This window comes from Pelagibacterium sp. (assembly GCF_965249125.1).
Lineage (GTDB): Bacteria > Pseudomonadota > Alphaproteobacteria > Rhizobiales > Devosiaceae > Pelagibacterium.
This window is the reverse complement of the sequence record NZ_OZ252217.1, coordinates 3,151,970-3,166,654: the sequence shown is the minus strand read 5'-3', so window position 1 is coordinate 3,166,654 and position 14,685 is coordinate 3,151,970. Positions and strand designations below refer to the sequence as shown.

Annotated in this window: 10 protein-coding genes; 6 read left to right on the top strand and 4 right to left on the bottom strand. The window is 62.6% G+C overall.

Annotation, left to right across the window (positions count from 1 at the left end; all coding sequences use genetic code 11):
* Positions 1-19 precede the first annotated feature (19 nt).
* On the bottom strand, positions 20-679 hold the full coding sequence (locus ACP148_RS15305) for an RluA family pseudouridine synthase (RefSeq protein ID WP_425033561.1): 660 nt from the start codon (positions 677-679) through the stop codon (positions 20-22).
* Positions 680-835: 156 nt separating this feature from the next.
* Between ACP148_RS15305 and ACP148_RS15300 the strand changes: the two genes are divergently transcribed.
* The 5 genes from ACP148_RS15300 (at position 836) to ACP148_RS15280 (ending at position 9,519) form a co-directional block, all read left to right on the top strand.
* On the top strand, positions 836-1,711 hold the full coding sequence (locus ACP148_RS15300) for a transglycosylase SLT domain-containing protein (protein ID WP_421952068.1): 876 nt from the start codon (positions 836-838) through the stop codon (positions 1,709-1,711).
* A gap of 204 nt (positions 1,712-1,915) precedes the next feature.
* Positions 1,916-3,784: an autotransporter assembly complex protein TamA gene (locus ACP148_RS15295; protein ID WP_421952067.1), complete on the top strand. Its 1,869-nt coding sequence runs from the start codon at positions 1,916-1,918 to the stop codon at positions 3,782-3,784.
* Complete coding sequence (locus ACP148_RS15290; RefSeq protein ID WP_421952066.1) at positions 3,784-8,124, top strand: translocation/assembly module TamB domain-containing protein; 4,341 nt, start codon at positions 3,784-3,786, stop codon at positions 8,122-8,124. The genes ACP148_RS15295 and ACP148_RS15290 overlap by 1 nt, the downstream gene beginning before the upstream one ends.
* Before the next feature lie 343 nt (positions 8,125-8,467).
* Positions 8,468-8,602, top strand: a complete 135-nt coding sequence (locus tag ACP148_RS15285) for a hypothetical protein (RefSeq protein WP_425033560.1) — start codon at positions 8,468-8,470, stop codon at positions 8,600-8,602.
* Positions 8,603-8,625: 23 nt separating this feature from the next.
* Complete coding sequence (locus ACP148_RS15280) at positions 8,626-9,519, top strand: hypothetical protein (RefSeq protein WP_421952065.1); 894 nt, start codon at positions 8,626-8,628, stop codon at positions 9,517-9,519.
* 78 nt (positions 9,520-9,597) lie between these two features.
* On the opposite strand, the gene ACP148_RS15275 is transcribed toward ACP148_RS15280, so the two are convergent.
* The 3 genes from ACP148_RS15275 to infC all read right to left on the bottom strand — a co-directional run bounded on the left by ACP148_RS15275 (position 9,598) and on the right by infC (position 13,657).
* A protein-coding gene (locus tag ACP148_RS15275; protein ID WP_421951250.1) for an IS5 family transposase occupies positions 9,598-10,361 on the bottom strand; the annotation gives its coding sequence in 2 pieces (ribosomal slippage) (positions 9,598-10,034 and positions 10,034-10,361; 765 coding nt in all).
* Between the two features lie 183 nt (positions 10,362-10,544).
* Positions 10,545-12,875, bottom strand: a complete 2,331-nt coding sequence (locus ACP148_RS15270; protein ID WP_421952064.1) for a methyl-accepting chemotaxis protein — start codon at positions 12,873-12,875, stop codon at positions 10,545-10,547.
* Between the two features lie 257 nt (positions 12,876-13,132).
* Positions 13,133-13,657 carry a translation initiation factor IF-3 gene (gene infC / locus ACP148_RS15265; protein WP_421952063.1) on the bottom strand — a complete coding sequence of 175 codons (525 nt, stop codon included), beginning with the start codon at positions 13,655-13,657 and terminating at the stop codon, positions 13,133-13,135.
* A 233-nt stretch (positions 13,658-13,890) separates the two neighbouring features.
* Between infC and ACP148_RS15260 the strand changes: the two genes are divergently transcribed.
* Positions 13,891-14,652: an alpha/beta hydrolase gene (locus tag ACP148_RS15260; protein ID WP_421952062.1), complete on the top strand. Its 762-nt coding sequence runs from the start codon at positions 13,891-13,893 to the stop codon at positions 14,650-14,652.
* The last annotated feature ends 33 nt before the right edge of the window (positions 14,653-14,685 follow it).

Sequence of the window (14,685 nt, the reverse complement as noted above, 5' to 3'; positions counted from 1 at the left end):
CCGGCTTTTTTCGTACGCCTTAAAAGGGCGGCTCGGAACGAAACAACACGGGTTCTCCCCCGCTTGGATGCCTGAATCCGAGTTCCGCCGCATGCAATTGCAGCCGGTCGGCGGCGGCGAGCGCATCTCCGGTCGCATAGAATTCATCGCCGAGGATCGGATGCCCGATCTCTTTCATGTGCACCCGCAATTGATGCGTGCGCCCGGTGATAGGGATGAGCTTTAGCCGCGTCGCACGCGCTTCGCGCCCGACCACCTGCCAGCGCGTCTGGCTCGCCCGGCCACGCTCGTAATTGACCTCCTGGCGCGGCTTGTTCTCCCAGTCCGTCGCCAAGGGAAGATCGATCAGCCCTTCGTCCTCGGCCACATCGCCCCAGACCCGGGCGACATAGAATTTGGTGGTCTGGCGATATTCGAACTGCTTGCCGATATGGCCATGCGCGCCCTTGTGCTTGGCCATCACGATGATGCCCGAAGTGTCCTTGTCGAGCCTGTGAATCGTGCCGGCCCCCGGAAACCGCTCCAGCGCCCTGCTTTGCAGGCTGTCAAACAGCGCTGGGTCCTTGCCGGGAACGCTCAACAGCCCCGAGGGCTTGTTGAACACCACGATGTCGTCATCCTCATGGAGGATGTCGAGCCAGGGCTCGCGCGGCGGGTTATAATCGAAGGTCTTGGGCATGGGATTGAGCATTCCGGACGCTCTATCAGCAATCGGACGGGCCGAAAAGTTATCGCATTGCCCGATTGTCGCCCCTAATTTGCCACATCCGGTCCCCTTATTGTGAACCGTGTGCTATGCGCGCTGCTCAGGGTTCAATTTCTTTTTCGGGTCTCAATGATCGCAAGACGGCTTATCGCGCTGTTTGCCGCCCTCATTTTGGGGTTTTCGGCCGTGCCTGCGAATGCGCAGAGCCATTCACGCGCCGAAGTCGAGGTCCTCGCCCAGTACTACGCCCAATATTACGGCGTCCCGCTCGAACTCGTCCGCCGCGTCATCAACCGCGAGAGCACCTTCAATCCCGCGGCCCGCAACGGGCCCTATTACGGATTGATGCAGATTTTGCCCGCCACGGCCCGCACCATGGGCTTTCGCGGTGAGCCGGCCGACCTTCTCAACGCAGAAACCAATCTGATCTACGCCGTCAAATATCTGCGCGGTGCCTGGCTCCTGGCCAATGGCAGCCACGATCGCGCCGTCCAGCTCTACGCCAAGGGCTATTACTATGAGGCCAAGGCCGCCGGCCTGCTCGAGGAGACCGGACTGCGCCCCGGCCCGGCCTCGCCCATCGCGCCGGCTCCGCCCCATCTCGAGGCACCGGTAGTTGCTGCCGTCACCCCGCCGCCGCCGGTCGCTGAAATTGCCCAAACCATCGAAGTCGCCGCGGCCGAGCCGGTCGAAGCGGTGTTCGAAGGCACCCCGCTCGGATTTCTGCCGCCTTCCCGTCCGCTGGGGCTCGAGATCGACGGTCCGGCTCCCGCCCAGGCCGACGCGCTCGACGCCATTGCGCTGGCACAAGCCCCTGCCGCCGGGCCGGCGGACAGTGCGGCTCCACAAGCGCCTTCGCGGCTCGCTTACGCGCAATACCGAGCCTCCCGCGATGTGCCCCAGCCCGCCATCGCCTCGGGCGCCGACGCGCCGTTGCGCCCCGCCATCGATCTGGTGACGAGCACGTTCGCGCTGCTCGATTCGATGGCTGGCGCGCAGCGCTGAGCGTGCCCGGACTGCGACACTGCGATCACAATCGTGCCCTTTATGGGGCGGGCGGGGTTGCCGTTAACCCGTCCTGTGCTAGGATTTTGATCAAATTGGAGCGATCTGCCCTGCGGTTCGGCCCTCCAGTTGAGCGGAATGGATAGTGTGGATTGCGTACCAGCCGTGAAAGCCAACAAGCGCCATAGCCTGATTGCCCTTTGTATGGCCGGTACGCTTTTTACCGGCCCCGCGTTCGGATTCGAGCTGTTCGGTATCCAGTTCTTCGGCTCGGACGCCGAGAACGCTAACGCGGTGATCGCTGATCCGCGCACCTATGACCTGACATTTGAAACCGGCACCGAAGGCGATATCGATGCCGCGCTGCGTGGAGCGTCCAGTCTCTGGGGCGAGCGCGATGAGCCCTCTTCGGGCGCGCCGGGCCTTCTGGCCAGGGCGCGTGGCGATTATGCCCGCATGACCGGCGCACTTTACAATCTGGGCTACTATGGCGGGGCGATATCGATATTGGTCAATGGGCGCGAAGCCGCTTCAATCCCACCCGACGCCAGCCTGCCCGAACCGAGCCAGATCCGGGTCACCGTCGAGCCTGGCCCCCAATTCGTCTTCGGCCCGCTCAGCGTTGCCAATCGGGCACCCATGCCTGTTCTTGAGACCGATATGGTCGAGGCCCCCTCCGAAATCGGGTTCGTAGCCGGCCAGGTGGCGCGCGCCACCATCATCGCCCAGGCCGAACAGCGTCTTGTCGAGGCATGGCGACAGCTCGGCTATCCCAAGGCGCAGATCGCGTCGCGCGACGTGGTTGCCGACCATCCCAGTCGTACGCTCGAGGTCTCGATCGTGGTCGATCCGGGCGCTTACGCCGCCATCGGTCCCATAGGGGTCCAAGGCACCGAAAATATGAGCCCCGCCTTCATCGTCCGCCAGACCGGGCTGGTCGAGGGCGCCGAATACGACCCCGACGATATCGAACGCGCCCGCGAACGGCTGACCCGGCTCGGCGTTTTCCGCTCGATGCGCATCGAGGCGGCCCAGCAGGTCCAGCCCAATGGGTTGCTGCCCTACCAGATCATCGTGCAGGAACAGGCCCTGCGTCGCTTCGGCATCGGCGCCAGCTATGGCACGCTCGACGGGCTTGGCGTGGAAGGCTATTGGCTGCACCGCAATCTGTTCGGCGAGGCCGAGCGCCTGCGGCTCGACGCCAAGGTGGCCGGCATCAGCTTCCCCATCGATACCGCAGAATTCGACTATGCCTTCGGCGGCACCTTCACCAAGCCGGGCATTTTTACCCCCGAGACCGACCTTGTCGCCTCGCTCAGCGCCGACCGCTCCGTCCTGCCGCTTTATACCGAAACCTCGGTTCAGGGGCGGCTGGGCATCGAGCAGCTCTTTACCGACGATATCTCGGGCAGCGTTGGCCTTCAGTTCCAGCACTCCTATTTCGAGGACGACGCGACCTTCGGCAACCGCAATTTCACCACCGCCGGCCTTTACGGGCGCGGCGTGTTCGACAATCGCGACTCCGATCTCGACCCCACGCAGGGCTTCTATCTCGAAGCGACACTCGATCCGCTTTATGAGTTCGAGTACGAAAATTTCCTCGCCCGCGCGACGCTCGAGGGCCGCGCCTATTTCGCCTTTGACGAGGACGCCAATTATGTTCTCGCCGGACGTATCAAGGCCGGCGCGGTGGCCGGCCCTGCGCTCACCGAAATCCCGCCCGACCTTCTGTTTTTCGCCGGCGGCGGCGGCTCGGTGCGCGGCTATGCCTATCGCTCCATCGGCGTCGATGACGGATTGGGCAACATCACCGGTGGCCGCTATCTCCTCGAAGCCTCGGTGGAGGGCCGCGTTCGCTTCAACGACCAGTTCGGCGCCGTCGCCTTTGTCGATGGCGGCTATGTCGCCGCCGATACATTCCCCGATTTCGATCAACTCCGGCTCGGCGCCGGAGTGGGCATCCGCTATTACACGGCCCTCGGCCCCCTCCGTCTCGATGTCGCCCTGCCTTTGAACAAGAGCCCGGGCGATCCCGATTACGCGCTCTATGTCGGTATAGGACAATCGTTCTGATGCGCGTTCTGGCCGCAATCGCTGTTGTCTCGCTCGCCATGCCGGTCCCCGCCTTGGCCCAGGAGCCCGAGCGCGAAAGCCTCATGGACATGCTGGCCCGCGCCACCCAGCTCAATGAAGCAGAACAGCGCGGGGCGCTTGTCGGTTTTGTCGAAAACCAGATCTCCACGCCCGATCGCCAGATCAGGCTCACCGGCATCGATGGCGCGCTCTCGTCCAACGCCTCGATCGACCAGATCACCATTTCCGATACCGAAGGCATCTGGCTGATTGTCGAAAACGCGCAATTGCAGTGGAACCAGGGCGCCCTATTGTTCGGGCGGCTGGAAATCCAGTCGCTGTCCGCCGATTCCATCGCTTATATCCGCAACCCGGTTTCAACCCTTGCCCCCGCCGCCCCGTCCCCCGAGGCGGGCGGGTTTTCCGTTCCTGAATTGCCTGTCGCGGTCATTCTCGAAAACCTTTCGGTTCCCAATGTGCGCTTCGGCGAACAGGTTTTCGGGCTCGGTTCGGAAATCTCGCTGGCCGGATCGATGACGCTCGAGGGTGGCGCCATCGATGCCCGGCTCGATATCGAGCGCCTGGATGGCCCTGGCGGCACGCTCGATCTTGACCTGCAATACGCCAACCAGACGCGCGAGATCGATCTCGGGCTCGAACTCGTCGAACCGGAAGACGGTATCGTCGCCAACCTCCTCAATATAGAGGGGCGCCCGGAAATCGCTCTGGGTCTTCAGGGCGCCGGTCCGATCGACGATCTCGAAATCGGGCTGACCTTCGATGCCGATGGCAACCGTATCCTGACCGGGGAGGGCACGCTCGATCAGAACGCCCAGGGACTGGCAATTGTCGCCGATCTGCGCGGCCCGCTTTCCACCGTCCTGCCCGCCGCCTATCGCGATTTCTTTGGCGAACAGACCGCACTTTCACTGGACGCGCTGATGCGCGATGCCGGTGGCTTTGAAATCTCCAATCTCTCGCTCTCGGGCGGCGAGCTGTCGCTTCTGGCCAATGCCGCCACCACCGCCGATGGCTTTCTGAGCCGTCTCGATGTGGCCGGTGAAATTTCCCCCGTCTCGGGCGATACGGTCACCCTGCCGGTGCCCGGCGCCTCCACCCGCATTCAGCGCGCCCGCTTCGATGTCGACTACGGCGATGAGGGTTCCGACCAATGGTCGGGGCGTCTTGAACTTCTGGGCTTTTCCACCCCCGATTTCGCCGCACAGAGCCTGGTGCTCGACACCTCCGGCGTCGCTGCCGATCTTGATGACCCACAAGCCCGCCGCGTGACGTTCAATGGCGACGGCATGCTTGAAGGTGTCTCGTCCTCGTCCGAGGAAATTTCCCAGGCGCTGGGGTCCTCCATCGGTTTCGGCCTCGCCGGCATGTGGGAGGCGGGCCAGCCCATAACCCTCGCCCAGCTTCGCCTTGTGGCCCAGGCGCTCAATTTCGAGGCGGCGGGTCACATTGCCGACAATGTCTTTACCGGTGATCTCGCGCTCACCACAGACTCCATTGCCCCCTTTTCGGGACTGGCCGAACGCGATCTCTCGGGCGCTATCGCGCTCAATGCCACCGGAACGATTGCGCCGCTGTCCGGCGGGTTCGACCTTGCGCTTATGGGCAATGGCACCAACCTGGCGGTCGATGACGAGATCGCCGACAATCTGCTTGAAGGCACCGTGGCCCTTTCGGGCCGGGTGGCGCGCAGCGAAGCCGGGCTCGAGGCCGAGGATTTCCGCATCGCCAACAACCAGATCGAAATGGTTGCCGATGGCACCTACGCCACCGGCACCGCCGATTTCACCTTTAATCTGGCACTTGCCGATCTCGCTTTGATCAATCCCCAAATGTCGGGCCGCCTGACGGCGACGGGCACCGCCCAGGGTGCCGAGGGCACCATCGCACTCACGGCCGACCTCGATATTGCCCAAGGCTCGCTCGACGGGCGCAGTCTGCGCAACGCCAATATCGGCTTTGACGGCACCTCGACCCAAGAGGGGCTCGTGGGCTCCCTTGCCGGTGCTGCATCGCTCGACGGGTTCCGCGTCACCCTGTCAAGCGACATCGACAACAATGCCGAGCGTTTGAGGCTGTCCGACATCAGTTTCGAGGCCCCCGGCACCGCGCTTTCCGGAAACCTTACGCGCTTTGCCGACGGCCTGCTCGATGGCCGTTTAACCCTCGATGCACCCAATATCGAAACCGCAGCAGCCCTTGCACTGGCCGACGCGAGCGGTGCGGTCAACGCCGATATAATCTTGAACCCGGAAGGCGAGACCCAAAGCGCAGACGTCACAGCTTCGTTCAACGCCGTAAGGTTCAACGACATCTCCATCGGCTCGGCCAATGCCGAAGCTGCGATTGTCGACCTGTTCGGCGTCCCGGTGATCGACGGGTCGATCAATGGCGCCGATATCGTTGCGGCGGGCACCAATGTGCAGTCCGTCTCCCTCCGCGCCACGGCCAGCCAGCAAACGACGCAGTTTGCAGGCAATGCTTCGCTCAATGCGGGCACCGAGTTGGCATTGGCCGGTCTGCTCGAACCCATCGCCGACGGGTACCGGGTGGCGCTGGACAATTTCCGGCTCACCCAGGGCCAGCTTGCCGCAAGCCTCGCACAACCGGCCGAACTGACCGTCGCCGATGAGACGGTCTCGTTTTCGGGAGTCGAACTGGCCGTGGGCTCGGGCCGCGTCACCGCCACCGGCAGCGCCGGACAAGCTCTCGATATCGCGCTCGACGTTCGGACCTTCCCGCTCAACATCGCCAACACCATAATTCCCGATCTGGGGCTGGCCGGCACCGTTTCGGGCACCGCGCAAATCTCGGGCCAGGCCAGTGATCCGCGCGCCAGCTTTTCGGTCGAGGCCAACGGCATCAATGCCGCCGCGATTGCCGAATTCGGCATCGCGCCGCTCACGCTTTCCGCCCAGGGCAGCTTTGCCGACAATACCATCACCCTCTCGCAGGCCCGTGCCAACGGCTCGGGCGGGCTCAGCGCCACCGCTCAGGGCACCATTCCGCTTGAAGGGACCGGTCTCGATATCGCGGTCAATGGTTCGGCCCCCCTTTCGCTCGCCAATCGGTTCGTGGCCGATCGCGGCGCGCAGATTTCGGGAACCGCCACGCTCAACGCAAGGGTTACCGGCCGCCTCGACAATCCCCAGTTCTCGGGCACCGTCTCCGTCGCCAATGGCGAGTTCATCGATCCCGGTCTCGCTCTGCGCCTGGTCGGCATCACTGGCAGCGCATCGCTTTCAGCCCAGCGGGTGACAATCGACACCCTTACCGCCAATCTCGCCACGGGTGGCTCGGTCTCGGCGTCCGGCTTTGTCGGCCTCGATGCCGGTTTCAATTCCGATATCGCGATCAATTTCGACGCGGCGCGCTATGCCGACGGCAATCTCGTGGTCGCCACGCTGAACGGCAATCTTCGCCTCACCGGTCCCATCGCCAATGGTGGGCGGCTGGCCGGCAACATCGATATCGCCCGCGCCGATATTACGGTCCCAGAAGGCTTCAGCGGCGCGGTCAGTGTGATTGATGTCGACCACGTCCGTCCGCCCTCACCGGTTGCCGCGACATTGGCGCGGGCCCGTATCGACCAGCGTGCCTCAAGCACCACGACAGCCAGCGTGCCGCTCGAACTCGCCATCACCATTTCCGCGCCCAATCAGGTTTTCATCCGCGGCCGTGGCCTCGATGCAGAAGTCGGTGGTTCGGTACAGATCAACGGCAATGTGGCAGACATCCAGCCCGTGGGCGGGCTGGAACTGATCCGTGGCCGGCTCTCGATTCTGGGCCAGCGTATCGATTTCGATGAAGGCACGGTCACACTGATCGGCGATCTCGACCCTTTCATCAACCTCGTCGCCCGCACCGAGGGTAATGACATCACCGTCATCGTCACGGTTTCGGGCCGCGCATCATCGCCCGAAGTGACGTTCTCGTCCGATCCCATGCTGCCCCAGGACGAAGTTCTCGCCCGACTGATTTTCGATCGCGGCGTGGGCGAACTCTCCCCGCTGCAATTGGCACAACTGGCTGCTGCGGCGGCCGAACTGGCCGGTGGCGGCAGTGGCTCGGGCTCGCTTCTTGGCTCACTGCGCCAAGCGGCAGGGCTCGACGATCTCGACATCGTCACCGACGCACAAGGCAATGTCGGGGTGCGCGCCGGCACCTATATCGACGACAACATCTATCTCGGCGTCGAAGCGGGGGCCGGGGAAAGCCGGGTCACCATCGATCTCGACATCACCGAGCAACTGCGGGCCCGCGGCACCACAAGCACCACGGGCAATTCCGGCGTCGGCCTGTTTTACGAACAGGACTATTAGAGCGCTCCCACAATAGGCGGATACCACTTATCCGGTTCGGAAGCGCGACCACACAAAGACTTGGAGCAATTGAGGCGATTCAAGGAAACGGGGAAACTCTCTAAGCCTCCCCCATTCTTGATGGTTCGACGCACGCTCTTTTGGCGCGCTCCTCGCGCGTGCCGAGGCCGAGGGCGGAACCAACCTGCCGCCATGAGTCTTATTCCCACGACAAATAAGCGCAGTGAGGGATACGGTTTTATGTTCAAGGGACTTTTGCTCTGGATGATCGGCATCCCCCTGCCGCTCGTCATCCTATTGCTGATTTTCGTGCTCTAGCGCTTGCGCGGAAATGCCCGCGCGCTTGGCCATCCAACATCAATTTGCCCGCAAGGTGCACGGGCAGGAAATACGGAGAACGACAATGAATGCGATCATCTATCTCGTAGGCCTTGTGGTCGTGGTCATGGCCATCCTTTCTTTCATCGGCCTCGCTTGAGCCATATCGAGGGACCCAGGCCCATGACGACAATAACTCCCTCCGAGCCCCATATCGCCCAGGAAACTTCCTCCTATGTCGATTGGCCGGCCATTCTGGCGGGCGGCATTGTCGCCGCCGCCATCTCACTGGTCCTTCTGGCCTTCGGGTCGGCTATCGGGCTGAGCCTAACCGATCCGTTCGGTCGCGACGGCGTGTCCCTGTTCTGGATCGCCATTGCCATGGCGATCTGGGTCATCTGGGTTCAGGTTTCCGCGCTTATGATCGGCGGCTACCTTACCGGCCGCATGCGCCGGCGCAATTATGACGCCACCGAAGACGAATCCGACATTCGCGACGGTTTCCATGGCCTTTTGGTCTGGGCGACTGCGGTCGTTGTAACGGCCGTTCTCGCTTTGGGTGGTCTGGGCACGCTCGCCACCAGCGTTGGCGCAGCTGTCGGGGGTGCCGCACAGGGTGCGGGCGCTGCCGCAGGACAGGCGATCAGCGATGAATCAACCCCGTTCCAGTCGAGCATCGATCGTCTGTTGCGCACCGCCACGACAACCGAAGGCGACGCCGCGGCCACCCGTGACGAAGTCGGCCGCATCCTGATCGACGGCGTTACCGGTGAAGGCGTCTCTGAAGACGACCGTACCTATGTTGCCCAACTGGTTGCGGCACGCACCGATCTCGATCAGGCTGAAGCCGAGGCTCGCGTCGACGAAATCATCGCCCAGGCCCAAAGCGTGCAGGACGACATTGTCGCTGCTGCCGAACAGGCCCGGACTGTTGGCATCCTTGGCGCCTTCCTCACCGCCGCGTCTCTGGCCATTGGTGCAGCCGGTGCCTGGTTTGCGGCCATCTCGGGCGGCAATCATCGCGACAACCACACGGTTACCGCGTTCTTTGCCCGCCGGCGGACGCCCGCCGCCTGACCGAGCGGCCATCGAAACAAAAAGCCCCGCGTCCGGCGGGGCTTTTCTTTTGGGCTCTAGGCTGTGGTGACGATTTAATCATTTAAGCCACAGCATGACGCTGGCAATTTTGACGAAGCCGAGGAAGTGGGCGGCTCGCTTGTCATATCGAGTTGCGATGCGGCGCCACTGCTTGAGCTTGGCGAAAAAACCTTCGATGCCCCAGCGTTGCCGATAGGCGATCTTGTCGTAGCCATGTTGGTATTTGCGGTGGCGGCGGGGCGGGATCACTGGCTCGCCGCCTTCATCGAGAATGACATCATGGAGGCTATCGGCGTCATAGGCCCGGTCGGCGAGAACTTTGCCCGCGGCCAGTCCGGCGACCAGATCGCAGGCGGGTGCCATATCATTTTGCTGACCCGGCCCGAGCGCAAAGCGGACCGGCAGGCCAAGCGCATCAACTACGGCATGGAGCTTGGTGCCGAAACCGCCACGGGAGCGACCGAGAGCCTGGGTTTGCGCTCCCCCCTTTTTCGCCGCGCCCCTGCGGCCTGGGCCTGGGCGCGGATCACTGTGGCGTCGATGGCCAACCATTCGAGATCGGGAGCGTTTGCGACCGCCTCGAACAGACGATCAAACACGCCCATCTCGATCCAGCGGTAATAGCGCCGCTTGACCGTCTGGTAAGGACCGAACCGGTCTTCGGGCAGATCGCGCCAGCGGCCACCAGACCGGGCCATCCACAAAAGCGCATTGAAAAACCGACGCCCATCACTACGTGGGCCGCGCTTGCCCTTGCGACCGCCCGGGACAAACGGCTTGATCTGTTCCCACTGATCGTCGCGTAAAATCTCGCCATCCATCGCTGACCTCCCAAAAGTCAGCGTTGAATCTGATTTGCCGCGATGTGGGAATCCCAAAACATTAAATCGTCACTACAGCCTAGAGCGCTTCCAGGATAGGTGGCTACCACTTATCCGGTTCGGAAGCGCGATAAAACAAAGACTTAGGGCAATTGAAGCGATTCAAGGAAGCGCTGAAATGCTCTAGAACTCGGACCAGTCGGTTTCCACCGCTGCATTTCCGTGGGACAGGCGGCGAGCTTGAGGCGCGGGTGCGGGCGCTTCGACTTCCTGGTCCATATCCCACATCGCTTCATCGCTGACAGCGGCCCCATCGATGGTAAAGCGCGCCACGATGCCGTCCAGTGTCGTCACCTGCGTCTCGGTTTGCTCGATGGTTGCGTTGGTTTCTTCCACAAGCGCCGCGTTATGCTGGGTCATCTCGTCAAGCAGCCGCACCGAAGAGGACATTTCGGCGATAGCGGTGGCCTGTTCGCGACTGGCACTGGAAATGCCGCCCATAATCTCGGCGTTTTCGATCACCGCGTTCTCGATGGCAGCCAGCGTTTCGGTCGCCTGCGCCACAAGCTTTGATCCGTCGCCCACCTCGTTGGCGCTCTCTTCGATCAGCACTTTGACCTCCGATGACGCCTGCGCGGCGGACTGCGCCAGCCGTCGCACCTCGACCGCCACGACGGCAAACCCCTTGCCCGCTTCCCCGGCCCGCGCCGCTTCCACCGATGCGTTGAGCGCCAGAAGATTGGTCTGGAAGGCGATGTCGTCGATCATCTTGATGATGTCGGAAACCTTGGCCGAGGATGTGGTGATCCGCTCCATCGCCTGGTTGGCCTCACCCATCACCGTGCCGCCCTTTTGGGCCAGCGTGGACGCGGCACGTGTCTTCTCAAGAGCGTCCTGAGCCTTCTGCGCATTGCCGCTCACCGCCACTGCAAGCTGTTCCATGGAGGCCGATGTCTCCTCGATGGTCGCCGCCTGCCGGGTCGTGCGTTCCGAAAGGTCGTTGGCGCCCGAGAGGATTTCCCCCGTCGCGATCTTGAGCGCTCGCGAGGTGTCCTTGAGCCGTCCGACGATCTCGGCAAACGTTTCGGCCATGGCGTTGGTGTCGTCCTTGAGCCGTGCAAAGGCGCCCTCATAGGTCCCGCTGACCCGTTGTGACAGGTCCGCGTCGGCCATCGCCGAAAGCACTTGTCCGGTTTCCGAAAGCCCCCGGTCCACGGTTTCCATCACCATATTGACGCTTTGCGCGAAGCTTTCGAGCTCAGGGTCGTCATATCGAACCGCGATGCGCCCTGAAAAATCCCCGGCCACGGCGGCTGACACCACGCTCTTGATACGGGCCTGCAGGTCGGCGCGGATACGATGATCTTCGGCATCCTCGGCGGCCATCCGGGCCTTTTCGCTGTCCATGTCGCGCATGGCGCGGCCATTGTCGCGAAACACCGTCAGCGCTTCAACCATCTGGCCAACTTCGTGACGCTGATGCTGATCGAGCTCCAGATCGAGATCGCCATCGGCCAGCTGGCGCATGCGGCCGGCAATCCGCTTGATGGTGCCCGACAGGCCCCGGCCGATCGTCATCGCCAGTACCGTGCCCACGATCAGCGCCGCGACCCCCGCGATCAGGACGACGTTGAGCGTCGTGGCCGCCATGGCGGCACCCCAAGGCCCCAGCGCGTCCTGGCGCGCCTGCACCGAGGCGAGCATGGCGCCAAACGCTTGTTCCATCTGCGGCCCGAGCACGTCGAGCTGTTCGCTCATCACAGTGTTCCGGGCGTCGATCGCTTCGGCCAGTCCGCCGGCCTGGGCCATATAGGTATCGAGCCCGTCCATCATGCGATTGGCCGTCGCCTTTTGGGAATTGGAAATCACCGCATCGTGCAGCTTTTGCAGGTTCTCTTTGGCAAGGGCGGCATTCTCGGCCGCTGTGTCCAGCCGCACCGGATCGGCGGTCAATAGGAACTGCTCGACCTCGAACTGGGTGAGGATAGTCGACTGCACACCAAACCCGGCCGAGCCCGTGGCGTTGAAATTCCCGCTCACCGCCCGCAGCGCCGCTGTCGAATCGGCGCGCAACTGGTCGCCCACCGCGCGCAATTCGACAACACCGGTATCGATCTGCGATTGCAGTTCGGTCATTTCGAAAAATGCGGCCTCATAGGCCTGCGCGGAACCGGCAAATTCGGCAATCGCCGTTTCGGTCTGCGCGTCGCCCTCAAACAGCGCCATCACCTGGGGGTCATGCGACTGCAGATTTGTGATCCGGTCGGCCAGTGCCTGGGCCGTATCGGCCGAGGTTTCCAGCCGATAATCGAGATCGGCAAGCCGGGCTGCTGAAAGCTGTTCGACAAAACCTGAAATGGCCAGGGTCTGCCGCGCCGCGGCGCGGTAATCTGAAAAGGTCTGCGAGACGGCGCTTACCCCGAAATAGGCAAACGCCACGATTGCGGCCAGGAGCGCGATCATTGCACCAAATGATGCGTAGATGCGCTGCGCCACGCTAAGTCTGGACAGCATGATACCGGCCCCCTTTTCCCTTCTGGGACATTGCGTAAGGACCAGTAAGAGCGTGCGGGGTTAATGAAGGCTCAATTTTGGGTCAAAACCGGCGCTTTCACAGGCTTAATTTTTCCGTGCTCAAGTTTTAGGCTCAACCCATCCACGTCAAGCCGGTTCACAGGGCTTTGCATACACTTGCGCGCTGCCCCAAAACGACAAAAGGCGGCCTTGCGGCCACCTCTTTGCATGTGCGTAACGCAGATGGAGCGCCGGGCTCAGCGCGGAGCGAGCACCATCACCATCTGGCGCCCTTCGGCGCGCGGGTTGGATTCGACCTTGGTGATCTCCTCGAACTGGTCCTTGACCTTGTGAAGCAGCTCCAGGCCGATGTTCTGGTGCGCCATTTCACGTCCGCGAAACCGCATGGTCACCTTCACCTTGTCGCCTTCGCCGATGAACTTCTCCAGGGCACGCATTTTCACGTCATAGTCATGCGTGTCGATGTTGGGCCGGAGCTTGATCTCCTTGACCTCGATCACCTTCTGCTTCTTGCGGGCTTCGGCCGCCTTTTTCTGGGCGGCGTATTTGAACTTGCCCAGATCGAGAATCTTGCACACCGGCGGGGCCGAATTGGGAGAGATCTCGACCAGATCCATCCCCGCTTCCATGGCCATGGCAATGGCTTCGCTTGTCCGCACGACACCGACATTGGTGCCTTCCGCGTTGATAAGCTGGATTTCGGGGACGTTGATTTCGTTGTTGGAGCGCGGCCCATCCTTTTGGGGCTGCACGGGTCTCATCGGACGACGAATGGCTGAATTTCCTTTCAGTGGTTTTCCATAGCTGCGCATGCCCGCTCGTGGCTGGCGCAACGCGCCTAAAATCTTGGTAAATTGGCACAAAGTCAACAGGCAAAGCACTGTTGGTGCCCGGGCGGTCACACCGGTTGCCGCAAGATCACGCACTGTGTTCCCTTGCGGTCCGGCGGGTCAGCGGCTACATCCCCGATATGGTGTTCGGGCAGGAAAATGCAATGACCGAAAAAGCCGCCCTGAGCGTTGGCCAGGGCAACACGGCGCGCGAAATCGCCACCCTGCGCCGGCCCGGCGGCGCCCCCGGCCTGTTCTGGCTGGGCGGGTTCCGCTCCGATATGGCCGGCTCCAAGGCTCAGGCGCTTGACGCTCTGGGCGCGGAAAAAGGTCTCGCCGTCACCCGTTTCGATTACTCAGGCCATGGGCAATCGGGTGGCGATTTTCTCGACGGCACGATTTCGCTCTGGCTCGAAGAGGCGTTGGCGGTCTTTGAGACCACAACCGGTCCCCAGATCGTTGTCGGCTCGTCGATGGGCGGCTGGCTGGCTTTGCTGCTCAACCGCGCGCTGCGTCGGCGCGGCAATGAACGGGTGCGCGCCATGGTGCTGATCGCCCCCGCTGCCGACATGACGCGCGACCTGATGCGTGAAACCTTCACCGACGCCGAACTGCTCGATCTTTGGGAAAAGGGCAGGGTGGAACAGCCCTCCGACTATTCCGATGAGCCCTATGTGCTCACCCGTACCCTGATCGAGGATGGAGAACGCCATCTCCTGTTCGGAGCCCCCATCCGCACCCATTGTCCCGTCGCGATTCTGCAAGGCGGCAACGATACCGACGTGCCCCCGGCCCATGCGCTCAAGCTTGTCAGTCACCTCGTCTCCGACCCGGTGACTTTCACTCTCGTTCCCGATGGCGACCACCGCCTGTCGCGCGACAGCGACCTCGACCTGCTGCGCCAGACCATCGAGCGGCTGCTATAAGAGCCCATTTCAAGACTTTGAACAGGTACATAC

Bases quoted from the DNA above. Each gene is read 5' to 3' on its own strand.
- ACP148_RS15305 (WP_425033561.1), bottom strand. From the start codon at position 679: ATGCCCAAGACCTTCGATTATAACCCGCCGCGCGAGCCCTGGCTCGAC.
- ACP148_RS15300 (WP_421952068.1), top strand. From the start codon at position 836: ATGATCGCAAGACGGCTTATCGCGCTGTTTGCCGCCCTCATTTTGGGG.
- ACP148_RS15295 (WP_421952067.1), top strand. From the start codon at position 1,916: ATGGCCGGTACGCTTTTTACCGGCCCCGCGTTCGGATTCGAGCTGTTC.
- ACP148_RS15290 (WP_421952066.1), top strand. From the start codon at position 3,784: ATGCGCGTTCTGGCCGCAATCGCTGTTGTCTCGCTCGCCATGCCGGTC.
- ACP148_RS15280 (WP_421952065.1), top strand. From the start codon at position 8,626: ATGACGACAATAACTCCCTCCGAGCCCCATATCGCCCAGGAAACTTCC.
- ACP148_RS15270 (WP_421952064.1), bottom strand. From the start codon at position 12,875: ATGCTGTCCAGACTTAGCGTGGCGCAGCGCATCTACGCATCATTTGGT.
- infC (WP_421952063.1), bottom strand. From the start codon at position 13,657: ATGAGACCCGTGCAGCCCCAAAAGGATGGGCCGCGCTCCAACAACGAA.
- ACP148_RS15260 (WP_421952062.1), top strand. From the start codon at position 13,891: ATGACCGAAAAAGCCGCCCTGAGCGTTGGCCAGGGCAACACGGCGCGC.